Raw genomic sequence first — 13701 nt, forward strand, 5'->3', positions numbered from 1 at the left:
AACCCATCTATCCGGAATGAACTGTCACCATCTCTCGGGAAGGGCACCAGAAATGTCTTTAAACCCAAGCACTGCAAGGGTTTCGCCTCCCAGAGGTACACTGCGGGGTACACTGGGCTATGACGATCGGCGTGAACCACATTCAGAAACGCGGCAAAGCCGGATGGCGCTACAGGCGCAAAATCCCTGGAGAACTTCGGGTTATTTTGGGCACGCGAGAACACCTCGTGCCCGCTTGGCGCCACTGACCAGGAGGCCCTCAAGAAATACCCTGGGGTTCATGCAGGGGCCGAGAAGTTTTTTGTCCGACGCGGTCAAGCGCGCCAACTGCCCCGACAGCGTGGGATCAGTTCCGCGACGAGATAGCCGCTGCTCGCAAAATGGGATTTGGCGAGGTCATCGAGGCGGCGCGATCCTATGTCGAATTCGGCGTGCCTGAAGGTCACGTCGCCTTCCACGCAGCGGCTCGATATGCCGATCCGTTCCGCTCAATGTCGTCGAGCAAGCCGTCTCTCGAAGAAACCAAAGCCGATAGTGATCAATGCCGCCAGCAGGAAATATCCTAGCGCGGCGGCGAACAGAGGCTCGTAGACCCGAAATGTCTGCGCGCGAACGAGGTTCGCCGCACCCATGAGTTCGAACACCGTGATCGTCGACGCCAGTGCGGTCCCCTTCAAAAGCAGGATATTCTGGCCGCCGATCGCCGGCAAAGCCAACCTGAAAGCCTGCGGGAGAAGGACGGAAATCATGATCCGTGTTTTCGACAGGCCAAGCGATTGGCCGGCCTCACGCTGCCCTTCTGGAATGGCCTGTATCGCCCCTCTCCAAATCTCGCCACAGTAGGCCGCGGTGTTCAGGGAAAGGGTAAAAAACGCATAGAAGTCCGCGCCTCGCAAAATGGGCCAGAGCGGGCTGTAGCGGATCGAGGGGATCCCCGAGAGAATTTGGCCGATACCGAAGTAGCAGAGGTAAAGCTGGACCAGGAGCGGGGTCCCCCGGAACGCGAGGATAAACGCAACCGCAGGATATCGCAGCCATTTGCTGTTGGATAACCGGGCCAGTGCAACCGGGATGGCAAGCAAATTGCCGACCACCGCACAGCCGAGGAACAGGATTATGGTGACCTGGACGCCGGCCAGAAGCTGATTGGCAAGGTAGGCTCCAAACTCAGTCACGCTAGCCGCCTCCCGCCACGGACGGTGGCTGTTTCGAGGGCATGGAAAAGCATCGCCGATATGCCCGACATGGCGAGGAACACGAACGCGATCGCGCAATAAAACATGAAGTAATCGCGTGTCGCGCCGGCAGCCATCTTGCCGGCGAGAACGAGCTCGGTAAAACCGATCAGGCTGACCAGTGAGCTTTCCTTCAAGACGACCAGCCACAAATTGCCAAGCCCCGGCAAGGCCAGGGGGACCATTTGCGGCACGGTCACCAGGAAGAAGGTCTGGCGCCGTGTCAGACCGAGTGCATGGGCTGCCTCGACCTGACCTCGCGGGATGGCCACGATCGCGCCGCGCAGGACCTCCGTGCTGTAGCCGCCTTGAACGATCCCAAGCGACAGGGTCGCGGCGACAAACCCATTGACCTGGAATTCGGAAGTCAGTCCCGCCAGGCTCACGGCCCAGCGCAACGCGTCCGTCGCGGTATAGTAGACGAGGAATATGATGAGAATGTCCGGTACGGACCGGATGATTGTCGTATAGGCAACGGCTGCGGAGACCGCCACGCGGTTCTTCGAGATCTTGGCCACCGCACCCATGAGGCCGAGGGTCAGGCCCACGAGATAGGCGCTGATCGAAATTCCAAGGCTCAGGCAAGCGCCAAGAAGCAATTCGTCGCCCCAGCCCTTGTCCCCGAAGCTGAGCAGGGTTGCCCAAGACACGGTCGAGTTCATACAGCGCGTTCCAGTTCAATGAAGATGGCGACGGCCGCCCCGGGCCGGCCGTCCCCCGGGCCTGAACCAGATGATCAATCGCCGTAAATGTTGAAATCGAAATAGCGCTTGGTGATCGTCTCGTACTCGCCGCTGGCGCGCACCGCCTTGAGTGCTGCATTGAGGCGGTCCCTCAGAGCGGTGTCTTCCTTGCGCAGGCCGCCGCCGTCGCCGTATCCAAACATTTTCTCATGCGGCAGCGTCACCTTGATTTCATAAGCTTGGCCCTCCGGCTTCTTCAAGAAATCCTGGATCTGGATGCCTGCCGCAGCCATGAGATCCACGCGTCCGGCCTGGATGTCCGCGATTTCGTCATCGAGTGTTGGATAGATCTTCACTTCGGCAATGCCGTTGAACTTATCCTGCATGTAGGTCGCCTGCAGGCTGGCACTCTGTGCCGCGACCGCAATCCCCTTGAATGTCTCCGGCTTGGTCACGTCGAACTGCCGCGTATCCGCCTTGGCGCCGACAAGCACGTTGGGCGAATAGTAGTACTTGTCGGTGAAATCGATCACCTCCTTGCGCTTGTCCGTGATCGACATCGAGCTCCAGATGACGTCGAACTTCTTGGCCAACAGCGCGGGAATGATGCCGTCCCAGGCGATATCGACGATCTCACATTTCGCCTTCATCTCTTTGCAAACGGCATTCATCAGGTCGATTTCCCAGCCTTGCCAGGTGCCGCTGGCATCCTTGACGGAGAAAGGCGGGTATGGCTCCGCGGCGACACCGAAACGGATGACATCGTCGGCCGCCGACGATGAATTGGCGGCGCCAAATACCGCCACGATCAGTGACAAGGCGAGTGCAAGCTTTTTCATGATTGTTCCCCTTTTTGTTTATGTGGATTTGTATCTTCCGCAATGATGATGCTGGTAGCCGGGCATCTGCCGATCTTTCGACGTCGGCCCGTGGCCAGCCGGCAGCATCGAGCATCGTGGACTGGTTCGGATGTCGGCGATGCGAACTTGGCCATTCGGCTCAGTCGACCTTCTTTCAGGGCGGTGTTTGAAAACGCTAACAGTTCAAATGATCTCGATCTAATGCCCCCTGCCGTGCGGTTCATCACCAATAGTTATGACAGCGATAGCCCCTTCGAGTGACGCAGTCCGGCGACCGGCAAACGATCGCCGCTCGTTGATTCGCGCGTGCGAGGACAGGGCTGAATTGAACGGTTCACGACGCCGCCATTGATCGCGACTATGAGTTTTCAGCGATAGTCCCGCGTCCACGGGAATAAGCTCGCGACTGTCCACCAAATTTCTGATGTGGCATCGTCGGCCGGTTCCGGGATGGCCGGCCGCAATGCAGTCGGCCCGCGGCCCGTTCGCTCTAAGGTGGTCACATGAATAGCAGCCCTTGCCGGTCCATCGAGGAGATGAGCGAAAAGATCGCTGCCGGCCTCTCGCCCGTGGAAATCATGGAGGGCTGCCTCGAGCGCATCCAGGAGCTGAATGAACACATCAAGGCGATGATATTCGTGGCCGAAGCTGATGCGCTGGACGCCGCGCTTCAGGCCACGCGCGAAATCAGATCCGGTCACAGGCGCGGTCCGCTGCATGGCGTGCCGATCGCGGTCAAAGACGTTATCGACGTCGAGGATTGGCCGACAACGGCTGGCTCCCGGTTGTTTCGGGACCACGTCGCGACGGAAACGGCAACATGCATTGCCAATCTTCAGGCGGCCGGCGCCATCATCATCGGCAAGACGAACCTGCACGAACTGTGCGTCGGCGGTCATGACAACCCTTGGTTCGGCAAGGTCGCCAACCCGCTTGATCCGGACCGTGGGACAGGTGGCACGAGCAGCGGGTCGGCCGCAGCGGTCGCGGCCGATTTTTGCCTGGCAGCGGTTGGCACGGACAGCGGCGGGTCAAACCGATCCCCGGCTGCTGCAACCGGCTTGTTCGGTTACAAGCCGACGAATGATCTGATCGCCGTACAGGGCGTCATGAGCATAGCGCCTTCGCTGGACTGCATCGGCGTTCTTGCACGCTCGGTCAGGGACGTTCGCCTGATGACCGAGGCGCTTGCCGGAAAACGGCTCGCCCCGTCGGCAAGCGGGGGCAGCAAAACGACAACGGGCATCACGATCGGCATCTGCCCCGAACTGCTTGGCGCTCACGTCGACACGTCAGTCGATATCGCGTTGGCTACCATGCTCGATCGTCCTGAAGTGCGCACGGTCGAGATCACCTTCGACGACAGGGAGGCGTTCGTTGCCGCGGGACTGACAATCCTCCAATGTGAGTTCGCGCGAATCTACCGCAATGCAATCGAGCAGAAGCCGGACATGGTCGGCGACGCGGTTCACTTATTCCTGCAGGGCGGCATTCGCATCCATGCCGGCGCCTATGATAGCGCCATCGAAATCCGTAACGGCGTGCGAGGCCGGTTTCTGGAGAAAATCGCGGGCCTGGACGCTCTTGCCATCCCTACGGCGCCTGGATCGGCGCCGCGGCTTTCCGACGAACTCACCGAGGTGAATGGGGAAATGGTGCCGTGGGGAATGGCCGGCGGCCGCTTCCGCCGCTGGGCAAATATGCTTGGCATGCCGGCGTTGGCTATTCCTTTGCCGGTTCCTGACGGGCTTCCGGTGTCGGTGCAACTGGCCGCAGGTCCGGGTCAGGACGCCGGTTTGCTCGATCTCGCCGAAATGTTGACAAGCAACTGAAATCAGTTCCGCCAAATCGCTGAAAGTTCATAACCTCCAGGAATAAACTTCCTTCGCGCGCCTCTTGGAACATCCGACCCTTCCCATTAATCTTGGCGCTCGCAGCTCGCTGTTTCGGCACAGCGATCCAGCTGCCTGGCAAGGTAAGCGGGCATGAAATTTGGCGAAAAGGACACCGTCACGAAGGAGGCAGAGTTTACGCCTCGCGAGATCGAGGTCTTCGCTTCGGTCATGCTGCATGGAACAACCACCAAGGCGGCCGACGCACTTGACATCACGCAGCCGGCTGTCAGCAAGATGCTCCAGCAACTCAGCGAGAAGGCGGATTTCCAGCTGTTCAGGAAAAGCCGGCAGCGGCTGATCCCCACACCTGAAGCGCACATGCTCTATGCCGAGGTGAAGCGCGTTTTCGAGTCCGCGCGCGGCATCTCGCGCGCCGCGAGGGAGATACGCGAGTTGCGAAGTGGCAGGTTGAACATCTGCGCGCTCCCGGCCTTCGGGTCCACGCTGCTGCCGTCCATCATCACGAGCTTCTCAAAACAGCATCCATCCGTGTCGATTTCCCTGGATATCCGCAGCTCCGCCACGGTGGTGCAGCGGGCGAGCCGCAATCAGCTCGACATCGGAATAGGCGTAACGGCATCGGACAAGAATTCTTCAATCGTCAGGCGAGCGCTGACAGCGACCCCACCGGTTTGCGTCATGCCGGCGGGTCACCGTCTGGCCGAGCTCGACGTGGTGCAGGCGGAAGATCTCGACGGTCTCGACTTCATCTCGATGGGCTCTGCCGATCCGATGCGGCAGCAGCTCGATGCCTTGTGCGAAGAACGCGGAGTGGGACGTCTGTTGAAGGTAGAGGCCAGCCTGTCCAGTGCGTGCATCGCCCTTGTCGCTTCCGGGGCGGGCGTGAGCGTCGTCGACAGGCTTTCGGCGTGGCTGGCACGCGACCTGCCGATCGAGATCAGGGATTTCCGGCCACGTCTCGATCTGAACCTCAGCGTCTACCGGCCTTGGGGTGTCATTGCATCGACGGCGACGGACGCCTTCACCGAGCATCTCATCCAGACGACGCGAAGCTTTATGAACGGCGTAGAGGCAGGAATCACCGCCCTGGGTCCTCGCCGCTAGGCCGACAGAACTGTTTCCATTCACCGCTGAAAGCCTCTAGCGGAGCGGCAGGCATTCGAACAGGCGGCCGATATCGGCTTCGTCATTGTAGACATGCGGCGACACGCGCATCTTCGTGCCGCGCAGCGTGACGTGCACGTCAGCCCGCTTCAGCTCTTGTGCCGCATTCGGCGCGAGACGGCCCCCTATGTCGAGGATCGCGATATGGGGCGTTGGGTGTCGCGGACGCGCGACCGGCAGCCCTCTGCTTTCCGCCTGCGCCCAGACAAGCTCATTAAGGTGACGCAGGCGCTCAAACACGCGCCCGACGGTCCAGCCGCGGATGAGCTTCATTGCGGCGATTGCGATGGGCAGGACCGCGAAATCGGAGCGTTCCCCCATGTCGAACCGCCGCGCGCCGGGAAGAAACTCGGCCACGGCCACCTTGTAGAAGTCCGATTTGTCCCCGCCCATCCGGTTCCATGAATGATGCTCCAGAGTGCGCCCCTCTGTGTGCCAACGCCGGTCGGCGTAAAGGAATGCGAGGCGATATGGCCCCAGAAGGAACTTGTAGGTGGCAAAGACGAGAAAGTCCGGTCGGACGCGCCGGACATCGAAGGGTATCGCGCCAACCCACTGGGTTCCGTCAACGACAAGACTGGCGCCCGCTGCCCGTGTGGCGGCGGCCACCGCCTCCAGGTCGATCGCCACGCCCTCGAACCAATGCACCAGCGTCCCCGCAACGACCGCGATGGGACGGCTCGAGTCTTGGATTGCCGATACGATCGCGCTGGTCCAGTCGCCGTCGGCTGGTTGCGGGACGATATCAACGCAGGCGCCGGCGCGTTGCGCGAGGTCATACCAGACATATCTGTGCGAGGTGTGTTCGTTCTCCATCAGAAGGATGGCCGAACCTGCCGCAACCAAAACGTTGGCGGCTGCGATAGCCATGCCATAGCTGGTGGCGGCCACAATGGCGATCTCATCGGCATCGGCGCCCACCATTGATGCGGCGAGCTGCCGCGCCTCTTCCACCTCGTCGTAATAAGAGGCGATGGTCATTTTCCAGGGTTCGGCTTTCACCCTGACGCCGGCCTCGCCGGCCGCGACGGCGGCGGTCGGGATCGGAGACATGTATGCGACATCCAGATAAGCTGTCTCGCGGGGAATGGAGAAGAGATCTCGTTGGCAGCTCAGCATGGCATCACAACCTGAAATCAATTGAGGTGCCGAGTCCGGCGTTGCGGGCGGAGATATAGACAAGATTGGCAAGCTCGATGTCTTGCGCGGGAACGCCGAGAGACCGGAAAAGCGTGATCTGATCGTCGCCAGTGCGGCCGGGTTTCGCACCTGCCAGCACGTCGCCGACCTCGCCACGGATATGATCGACGCCGATCACGCCGGTTTCAATCGCCTCGATCAGTTCTCCCGCGGCCGTCAGCGCCATAGGCAGGTAGTCGACCCAGATCTGCGCTCTGCGCACACAGTCGAGGTCGAGCTCGCGGCATGAAGCGACGCTCGCCCCGACCGCATTGATATGGACACCAGGCGGAAGCCATTCGCCGCACAGCACCGGCTTTTCGGAAGATGTCGTGGTGCAGATGATGTCGGCCTCGCGAACGGCCTCGCCAGGGTCGCGATGTGCCTTCGCCTGGAATCCGGCGGCTGACTGCTCCTCGGCGAAGTGCTGCGCCTTTGCAAAGTCGCGACCCCAAACATGGATCGCATGGATCGGCCGGACGTCCGCAATAGCCGCGACATGCCGGCGCGCTTGCTCGCCATATCCGAACAGTGTCAGCGTGGTGCTGTCTTCGCGCGAAAGTGCCCTCGTCGCGACAGCACTGGCCGCCGCGGTCCGCCAAGCCGTAAGCTCTCCCCCGTCGATCAAGGCTACAGGCCGTCCATGATCCTTGTCGAACAGGAAGACACCGCCGCGATGAGACGCGAACCCATGCGCGAAATTGTCAGGAAACACGGAAAGCACCTTCCCCCCGAACAGCGGCCGGTCATCCAGCGCAGCATACATAAGCGACAGACAACTCCCGGCCGCACCCGGCAGCTCAAGTGTGCGCCTGATCTGCTGGCGCGCCATGCCGCTCGATGTTTTGCGCAGTGCGGCCTCGGTCGCTTCAAGAGCCAGGGATAGGCTCAAAATGTCCCGGATCGCGTTCTTGTCGATCAGGAGGAATTCCGGCTCGCCACTCACCGTGCAGTCTCTTCCATTCCGCGATCCCCGATGCGCCGATAAGCGTAGCATTGCTCTCGCAAACGGTTGCGCCCGAATTTGATAACTTCGCACGAGAAGTTGCCCGTGCGGGCTAATGGGCCGACCTGGGCAGCCGCAGATGGCTGGGACATTGGTTCATAACTTTTGGCCATGAACGGCAGCGACCAGTTCAATTGACCGCAGTTGGCACCCATTGCAATGTTTTCAGGCATCCGAGGATGTTGTGCGGGGTTGCAAACACATCGCAGGCGCCGATCGAATTAAGAAGAGCGGCGTCAGCAGTACTGTCAAGAACTCCAGCAACATCTCTCAACGATATAGCGGCATTTGCATCGATTCGTCTTTCAGAGATTACTCGTATCGGATGACGTCATTAGCCCGGGAATTTTTGGAGGTCATCTTTATGCGTGTCGTGGTCATTGGTTCCGGTATCGTCGGCAGTTCCGCCGCCTATGAATGCGCCAAGGCGGGAGCAAGCGTCGTCGTGCTGGAGGCCGGACGGATAGCAGGCGGCACGTCGGCGGTAAGCTTTGCCTGGACAAATGCGACGACCAAGCAGCCCCGGCCGTATTTCGATCTGAACGTCTCGGGAATGCGCGCCCATCTTGAACTCAAGCGCGACTTCGGCGTCGCTCCCTGGTTCACCCAGACCGGCAGTTTCGATTGGCGAACAGTGCCGGAGTCGATGGACGATTATTTCGAGAACTTCAGGCAGATGAAGGAATGGGGCTACGGCGTCGAGTGGATCGAGAAGAAGCGCGTCGCCGAGATGGAGCCCGATATCGATGTCTCTGCCTTCGGCGATTGTCCAATCTCCTACTATCCGGAAGAAGGCTGGGTCGATCCGGTGCTCTACTCGGCCTGGCTTTTGCGGGCGGCGAAGGAGCGCTGGGGAGCACAGGTCAGACTCGGTTCCCGCGTGACCGAGATCGAGACCGAAAGCGGGCGCGTACGGGCAGTTCGGACGGCGAACGGAGACCGACACCCTGCGGATGCCGTCGTGAGCTGCACCGGCGGCTGGTCTAGTGAGAGGCTCGGCGATGCCCAGGGTATTCCACTTTCCTCGACCATAGGCGTGCTCGCCTTCACCCCGCCGGTGGCCTTGACGCTCCGCAGCCAGCTGCATGCCGACGATCTGGATATCCGTCCCGACGGAGCGGGCCGCATCATGATCCATAAGGTCTCGGTGGACATGACCCTGGAGAAGCCGGAGGTGCTCAGCCCTGCCGGGAACGAGGCGGCGACGCTCCTGGATGCGGCGACCAAGGTCCTGTCTTCGCTCCGCGACGCAGGTGTGGAAGCCATTCGCACGACGGTCCGGCCGTTCCCGGAGGACGGCTACACCTGTGCCGGCGCCATGCCGGATATCGTCGGCCACTACATGGCCGTAACGCACAGTGGTGTGACCATCGGCCCGCAATTGGGCAAGGTGGTCGCCGACGAAGTCGTGCGCGGCAAAATCCATGACGAAATGGAAACGTTTCGTCCGCAACGCTTCTTCCAGGCCCACGCCCAGCGCTCCGCTGTCGCGCACGTCTGATCCCGCTCAGCAGACCGCTGGATTGCGTACGGCGGCCTGCTTTTGACCAACGCAACCAGGGGCCTCCGCCATGGGGAACATCGAACGATTCGACAAGAACGAACGGCTTAGCCGTATCGTCGTTCACAACGGCACGGCCTATCTCTCGGGCTTGACGGCCGATGACAAGAAAACCGGCACGTCTGACCAGACGAAGGAGATATTGGAAAAGGCGGATCGCCTTCTGGCGAGCGTCGGTTCGGATAGATCGAAGCTGCTGTTCGCGCAGATCTGGTTGAGGGATGTCGAAGACTTCGACGCGATGAACAAGGCTTGGGTCACATGGCTCGACGGCGTGGAGCCCCCGGCACGCGCCACGGTCGGGGCGAGCTTCGCCTTGCCCGAGATCCGTGTCGAGATCCAGCTTACCGCAGCGATTTGACACGTCGCCCGCCACGTCCAGGCCAGCGAGTCCAATCAGATTCGTCAGGGACATGCTTGCGCACCGGCCTTCGCGGCGCGATAGATGCGGCGGTTTGGGGAGGAATCATGCGAAAAGTCCTGGCATCGGCATTGCTGCTGGCGGCTGCGGCGTTCGCGACCGGCGCTCATGCGCTGGACAGCAGCGGCACACCCGTCGTCGTGACACCCCTCGCCTCGCGCACGACCACCGCTTCCGGCCAGCCGATCACGCTGCCGCAGAAGAACGTGCAGGTGCTGGTGTCGACCTACGACATAGCGCCGGGCGCGACCTTGCCGGTGCACAAGCATCCGTTCCCGCGCTACGCCTATGTCGAGGCCGGCACGTTGAAGGTCACCAATGTCGAGACCGGCAACAGCAACACCTACAAGACTGGCGATTTCATCATCGAGATGATCGGGCAGTGGCATCAGGCCACCAATATCGGTGAAGGCCCGGTCAAGCTGCTGGTGATCGACCAGGTCGAGGAAGGCACCAAGAACACGGTTTTGCGCCAGTAAGCCACCGCTGCTCCGGCTCCTCGAACTGTCTCGCCACGGGAGCGCGCCGCGTTAAGCGTTGGCCCAGCTCTTCACATCCGGTTCCGCACGACCGGGCTGACGATGCTACGCCGGTTGCCCGCCTTACCGGCGGAACCGGATTCCCCCCGTTGGGTTTTTCGCGAAATCCCTTTGCTTGGTGAATGCCTTTTCCTGGAGCAAACTCCCTGCCGGGGCTCAAGGAGCAGAAATGAGAGCACGAACAGCGACGGTCGGCGATCTGGAAGACGTGTTTCGCCATTTGTCCAAGCGGATGTCCGACGAATACATCGCCGCGGGCAAGGACAGCAAGGTCGCCTACGACAATCTGATGATGAACCTGAAGGAGGGCCGCGCCCATGCCCTTGTCGACAGCGACGGGACCGTAGCAATCGTCGCCTGGCACGAGCATGGCGACGCCGCGGACACGCTGTTCGCGGCGCGCGAGGGCTTTTTCAGGGCCGCGACCGTGCGTTTCTGCAGGCGGCATATCAGGCAGATCCAGGCGCTCGCCGGCAATCTCCCTATTCACTCCCGCAGTTGGCTCACGGGACCGGAAATCGCAAAATGGTTTCGCACCATCGGCTATGTCGAACGCGGCGAGGAAAATGGCGCCAAACTGTTCGAATTGCCGCCGGCCGCGACCCGGCCGGGCTAGGCAAGCAGGTTTGGTGCACCGCGAGTCCAGCCGCCATTGCACCGTGGCACGGCTCGCCTTCGCGCGGCCTTAGCCCCAGGCGCCGACCATTTGGCGTGTCGTGGCGTTCAGCCGGTTGAAGGCGTTGATCACGGCGATCTGGATGACGAGCCCGGCAAGCGCCTTTTCGTCATAGTGCCGGGCGGCCTCGTCCCATACCTCGTCCGTCACGGCATCCGTTCTGTCGGCCAGCCTTGTGCCGGCTTCGGCAAGGGCAAGCGCGGCGCGTTCGGCATCGGTGAAGTACGGCGTCTCCCGCCAGGCCGACAAGGCAAAGATGCGTTCGTCCTTCTCGCCAGCCTTCTTGAGTTCGCGCGCATGCATGTCGACGCAAACCGAGCAGCCATTGATCTGGCTGGCGCGCAGATGGACGAGCTTGCGCGTCACATAGGGCAAATCGGCCGCCTCGGTCGACTTGTCCAGCGCCAGCAGCGCCTGCAGGGCGCCGGGGATGAGCATCACGGGGTTCTTGAGCCTGGCTTCCATGGTGTTTCTCCGTTTGAAAAGTTTGGTCAGGGCGCGGTTTGCCATGCCCGGGAGCGGCGCATCCGGGAGACTTGTTGTGGTTCGCCGGCCATGGCGACCGGTTGGTCGAGGAGAGTCGGCGCTCAGCCTTGCTTCGCAGCCACCTGCTCAAGTCGCTCAAGAATACGCGGCCAGCCGCTTCCCATGCCGACATATCCACGCTCGTCGGCCGGCCGGAACCCCGAGTGCTCCATCCGCACCCGGGTCGCCGCGCCCTCAGGCGTGAGCGACCAGGTCACCACGGTTTTCAGTCCGCTGTCGGATTCGCTTCCGTCGCCCCAGCTATAGGCAAGCAGGCGTGGCGCCTCGACTTTCAGCACGACGCAGTTCGTCACCCCGGACCAGCCCGGTACCGGTGAAGCGCGGAACGTGAAGCGATGCCCCTCTTGCGGCGCGAAGTCATTCTGCATGAGCCATTCTGCGACGAGTTCGGGCACTGTCAGCGCACGCCATATCTTCTCCGCCGAATGCGGAATCAGCCGTTCAACGACGATCGATTTGGTCTGTGTCATGCCGTGCTCCTCTTAGTCGTCGTCGAGCCACCGCTCGCGATCAATAACTCGATGGCTATGGGTTAACTCATAACCATGTAGTTATAAGACTGTCAAGCAGGGAAATGCCCCCTGGTCCAATGCGCCGTGCCGTTCCTGCTTTCGCGCCCGCCGCGCGGGTGCTACGGGCTTCTCACAACATCATGGACAGGATCACACCTTGACTGAAGAAGCCCGCCCGCCGCTGATCGAAATCTGTGTCGAGGGCATTGATGGCCTTCTGGCCGCACAGGCCGGCGGCGCCGACAGGGTCGAACTGTGCGCCAGCCTCGTCGAAGGCGGCATCACGCCGAGCTTGGGAACCGTGCGCGCCGCGCTCGACCAGGCGATTGTGCCGTTCCATGTCATGGTGCGGCCGCGTGGCGGCGATTTTCTCTACAGCGAAACCGAGTACCGTTCGATGCTGGCCGACGTAGCCGCCCTGCGCGACCTCGGCGTGCCCGGCGTGGTGTTCGGCTGCCTCACCGCCGAAGGCACCATCGACGAGCGCCGCATGAGCGAACTGACGGAGGCCGCCGGCGGCCTTAACGTCACGTGTCACCGCGCTTTCGACATGACGCGCGACCCGGCCGAGGCTTTGGAAGCGCTGATCCGTTGCAAGGTCGGCCGCGTGCTGACCAGCGGCCAACGCGACACGGCGATGGAGGGCCTGTCGCTGCTGGCGGACCTGGTGCGACAGGGGGGCGACCGCATCGTCATTCTCGGCTGCGGCGGGCTCGATCTCGGCAACATTGCCGAGGTGCGGCAAAGGACCGGACTGTCCGAAATGCATTTCGCCGTCCTTAAGGACGTGCCCAGCGCCATGCGCTACCGCAATCCCAAGGTCGGCATGGGTGGCTCCGATCTCGACCGCGAGTATCGCAATACGCTCACCGATACGCCGCTTGTGGCAGCGACGATCGCGGCGGCCAAGGCATGACCGCCCTCTCCCCGATCAGCCGTGTCAGGCAAAGCGACGAAGCGGCCATACTCGCGCTCAACAACGAGCATGCCGCCGAATTGTCGTGGCTTGAGCCCGAGCGCCTGTCTTTCCTGCTTGGCGAGGCGTTCTATGCGCGCCGCATCGGCGCGCTCGAAGCCTTCATCATGACCTTCGATCAAGGGGCTCGGTACGACAGTCCGAATTTTCTCTGGTTTCGCGAACGCTACGAGCGCTTCGTCTATGTCGATCGCGTCGTGGTGGCGGCGCAAGCTCGTGGCCGCGGCCATGCCCGCCTGCTCTACCAAGACCTGTTCGAGCACGCCACGCGCGCCGGCCATGCACTGGTCACATGCGAGGTCAATGCCGACCCGCCCAACCCGGCTTCGGACGCCTTCCATGCCGCGCTCGGCTTCACCGAGGTCGGCGACGCGGTGATCCACGGCGGCAAGAAGGCGGTGCGCTACTACGTCAGGCGGATCATCGCCTGAGCGCTGCTCCTTTCCAGGTCTCTGCCGCTACTGGAACAACGCCGCTGCACTGACCA

At 61.7% G+C, this 13701-nt stretch carries 15 protein-coding genes; 8 read left to right on the forward strand and 7 right to left on the reverse strand.

Annotation, left to right across the window (positions count from 1 at the left end; all coding sequences use genetic code 11):
- Positions 1-488: 488 nt before the first annotated feature.
- From FJ426_RS15935 to FJ426_RS15945, 3 genes are all read right to left on the reverse strand, one after another.
- Positions 489-1175, reverse strand: a complete 687-nt coding sequence (locus tag FJ426_RS15935; RefSeq protein WP_140495744.1) for an ABC transporter permease subunit — start codon at positions 1173-1175, stop codon at positions 489-491.
- Positions 1172-1897, reverse strand: a complete 726-nt coding sequence (locus FJ426_RS15940; RefSeq protein ID WP_140559664.1) for an ABC transporter permease subunit — start codon at positions 1895-1897, stop codon at positions 1172-1174. Before FJ426_RS15940 ends, FJ426_RS15935 begins: the two co-directional genes overlap by 4 nt.
- Before the next feature lie 74 nt (positions 1898-1971).
- Positions 1972-2757 (reverse strand): transporter substrate-binding domain-containing protein, encoded by a 786-nt coding sequence (locus FJ426_RS15945; protein ID WP_140495742.1) that lies wholly within the window; start codon positions 2755-2757, stop codon positions 1972-1974.
- Positions 2758-3314: 557 nt separating this feature from the next.
- Between FJ426_RS15945 and FJ426_RS15950 the strand changes: the two genes are divergently transcribed.
- Complete coding sequence (locus tag FJ426_RS15950) at positions 3315-4610, forward strand: amidase (protein ID WP_181172726.1); 1296 nt, start codon at positions 3315-3317, stop codon at positions 4608-4610.
- A gap of 153 nt (positions 4611-4763) precedes the next feature.
- Positions 4764-5738: a LysR substrate-binding domain-containing protein gene (locus FJ426_RS15955; RefSeq protein WP_140559662.1), complete on the forward strand. Its 975-nt coding sequence runs from the start codon at positions 4764-4766 to the stop codon at positions 5736-5738.
- Positions 5739-5774: 36 nt separating this feature from the next.
- Here the strand turns inward: FJ426_RS15955 and FJ426_RS15960 are convergent, their stop codons facing one another.
- The gene (locus FJ426_RS15960; RefSeq protein WP_246675552.1) at positions 5775-6800 is read right to left on the reverse strand and encodes an aminotransferase class V-fold PLP-dependent enzyme; all 1026 of its coding nucleotides are present in this window, start codon (positions 6798-6800) and stop codon (positions 5775-5777) included.
- Between the two features lie 121 nt (positions 6801-6921).
- Positions 6922-7923: an ornithine cyclodeaminase family protein gene (locus FJ426_RS15965; RefSeq protein ID WP_181175287.1), complete on the reverse strand. Its 1002-nt coding sequence runs from the start codon at positions 7921-7923 to the stop codon at positions 6922-6924.
- 214 nt (positions 7924-8137) lie between these two features.
- Here FJ426_RS15965 and FJ426_RS15970 point away from each other — a divergent pair, with 214 nt between their 5' ends.
- The 4 genes from FJ426_RS15970 to FJ426_RS15985 all read left to right on the forward strand — a co-directional run bounded on the left by FJ426_RS15970 (position 8138) and on the right by FJ426_RS15985 (position 11120).
- Positions 8138-9484: an FAD-binding oxidoreductase gene (locus tag FJ426_RS15970; protein WP_224655884.1), complete on the forward strand. Its 1347-nt coding sequence runs from the start codon at positions 8138-8140 to the stop codon at positions 9482-9484.
- Positions 9485-9554: 70 nt separating this feature from the next.
- Positions 9555-9905 carry a RidA family protein gene (locus tag FJ426_RS15975; RefSeq protein ID WP_140517162.1) on the forward strand — a complete coding sequence of 117 codons (351 nt, stop codon included), beginning with the start codon at positions 9555-9557 and terminating at the stop codon, positions 9903-9905.
- 107 nt (positions 9906-10012) lie between these two features.
- Positions 10013-10444 carry a cupin domain-containing protein gene (locus tag FJ426_RS15980; protein ID WP_140495738.1) on the forward strand — a complete coding sequence of 144 codons (432 nt, stop codon included), beginning with the start codon at positions 10013-10015 and terminating at the stop codon, positions 10442-10444.
- 229 nt (positions 10445-10673) lie between these two features.
- Complete coding sequence (locus FJ426_RS15985) at positions 10674-11120, forward strand: hypothetical protein (protein ID WP_140495737.1); 447 nt, start codon at positions 10674-10676, stop codon at positions 11118-11120.
- A 69-nt stretch (positions 11121-11189) separates the two neighbouring features.
- Here the strand turns inward: FJ426_RS15985 and FJ426_RS15990 are convergent, their stop codons facing one another.
- Together FJ426_RS15990 and FJ426_RS16000 are read right to left on the reverse strand one after the other, a co-directional pair.
- Complete coding sequence (locus FJ426_RS15990; protein WP_140495736.1) at positions 11190-11645, reverse strand: carboxymuconolactone decarboxylase family protein; 456 nt, start codon at positions 11643-11645, stop codon at positions 11190-11192.
- A 122-nt stretch (positions 11646-11767) separates the two neighbouring features.
- Entirely contained in the window at positions 11768-12196 is a 429-nt protein-coding gene (locus FJ426_RS16000) for an SRPBCC domain-containing protein (RefSeq protein WP_140495735.1), read from the reverse strand.
- Between the two features lie 199 nt (positions 12197-12395).
- Here FJ426_RS16000 and FJ426_RS16005 point away from each other — a divergent pair, with 199 nt between their 5' ends.
- The gene (locus FJ426_RS16005; protein WP_140555124.1) at positions 12396-13154 is read left to right on the forward strand and encodes a copper homeostasis protein CutC; all 759 of its coding nucleotides are present in this window, start codon (positions 12396-12398) and stop codon (positions 13152-13154) included.
- Positions 13151-13645 carry a GNAT family N-acetyltransferase gene (locus tag FJ426_RS16010; protein ID WP_140495733.1) on the forward strand — a complete coding sequence of 165 codons (495 nt, stop codon included), beginning with the start codon at positions 13151-13153 and terminating at the stop codon, positions 13643-13645. The genes FJ426_RS16005 and FJ426_RS16010 overlap by 4 nt, the downstream gene beginning before the upstream one ends.
- Positions 13646-13701 lie beyond the last annotated feature (56 nt).

Origin of the sequence: Mesorhizobium sp. B2-6-4, assembly GCF_006441495.1 — a bacterium.
In the GTDB taxonomy this organism is placed as follows: domain Bacteria; phylum Pseudomonadota; class Alphaproteobacteria; order Rhizobiales; family Rhizobiaceae; genus Mesorhizobium.

Bases quoted from the DNA above. Each gene is read 5' to 3' on its own strand.
- FJ426_RS15940 (WP_140559664.1), bottom strand. From the start codon at position 1,897: ATGAACTCGACCGTGTCTTGGGCAACCCTGCTCAGCTTCGGGGACAAG.
- FJ426_RS15945 (WP_140495742.1), bottom strand. From the start codon at position 2,757: ATGAAAAAGCTTGCACTCGCCTTGTCACTGATCGTGGCGGTATTTGGC.
- FJ426_RS15950 (WP_181172726.1), top strand. From the start codon at position 3,315: ATGAGCGAAAAGATCGCTGCCGGCCTCTCGCCCGTGGAAATCATGGAG.
- FJ426_RS15955 (WP_140559662.1), top strand. From the start codon at position 4,764: ATGAAATTTGGCGAAAAGGACACCGTCACGAAGGAGGCAGAGTTTACG.
- FJ426_RS15975 (WP_140517162.1), top strand. From the start codon at position 9,555: ATGGGGAACATCGAACGATTCGACAAGAACGAACGGCTTAGCCGTATC.
- FJ426_RS15980 (WP_140495738.1), top strand. From the start codon at position 10,013: ATGCGAAAAGTCCTGGCATCGGCATTGCTGCTGGCGGCTGCGGCGTTC.
- FJ426_RS15985 (WP_140495737.1), top strand. From the start codon at position 10,674: ATGAGAGCACGAACAGCGACGGTCGGCGATCTGGAAGACGTGTTTCGC.
- FJ426_RS15990 (WP_140495736.1), bottom strand. From the start codon at position 11,645: ATGGAAGCCAGGCTCAAGAACCCCGTGATGCTCATCCCCGGCGCCCTG.
- FJ426_RS16000 (WP_140495735.1), bottom strand. From the start codon at position 12,196: ATGACACAGACCAAATCGATCGTCGTTGAACGGCTGATTCCGCATTCG.
- FJ426_RS16010 (WP_140495733.1), top strand. From the start codon at position 13,151: ATGACCGCCCTCTCCCCGATCAGCCGTGTCAGGCAAAGCGACGAAGCG.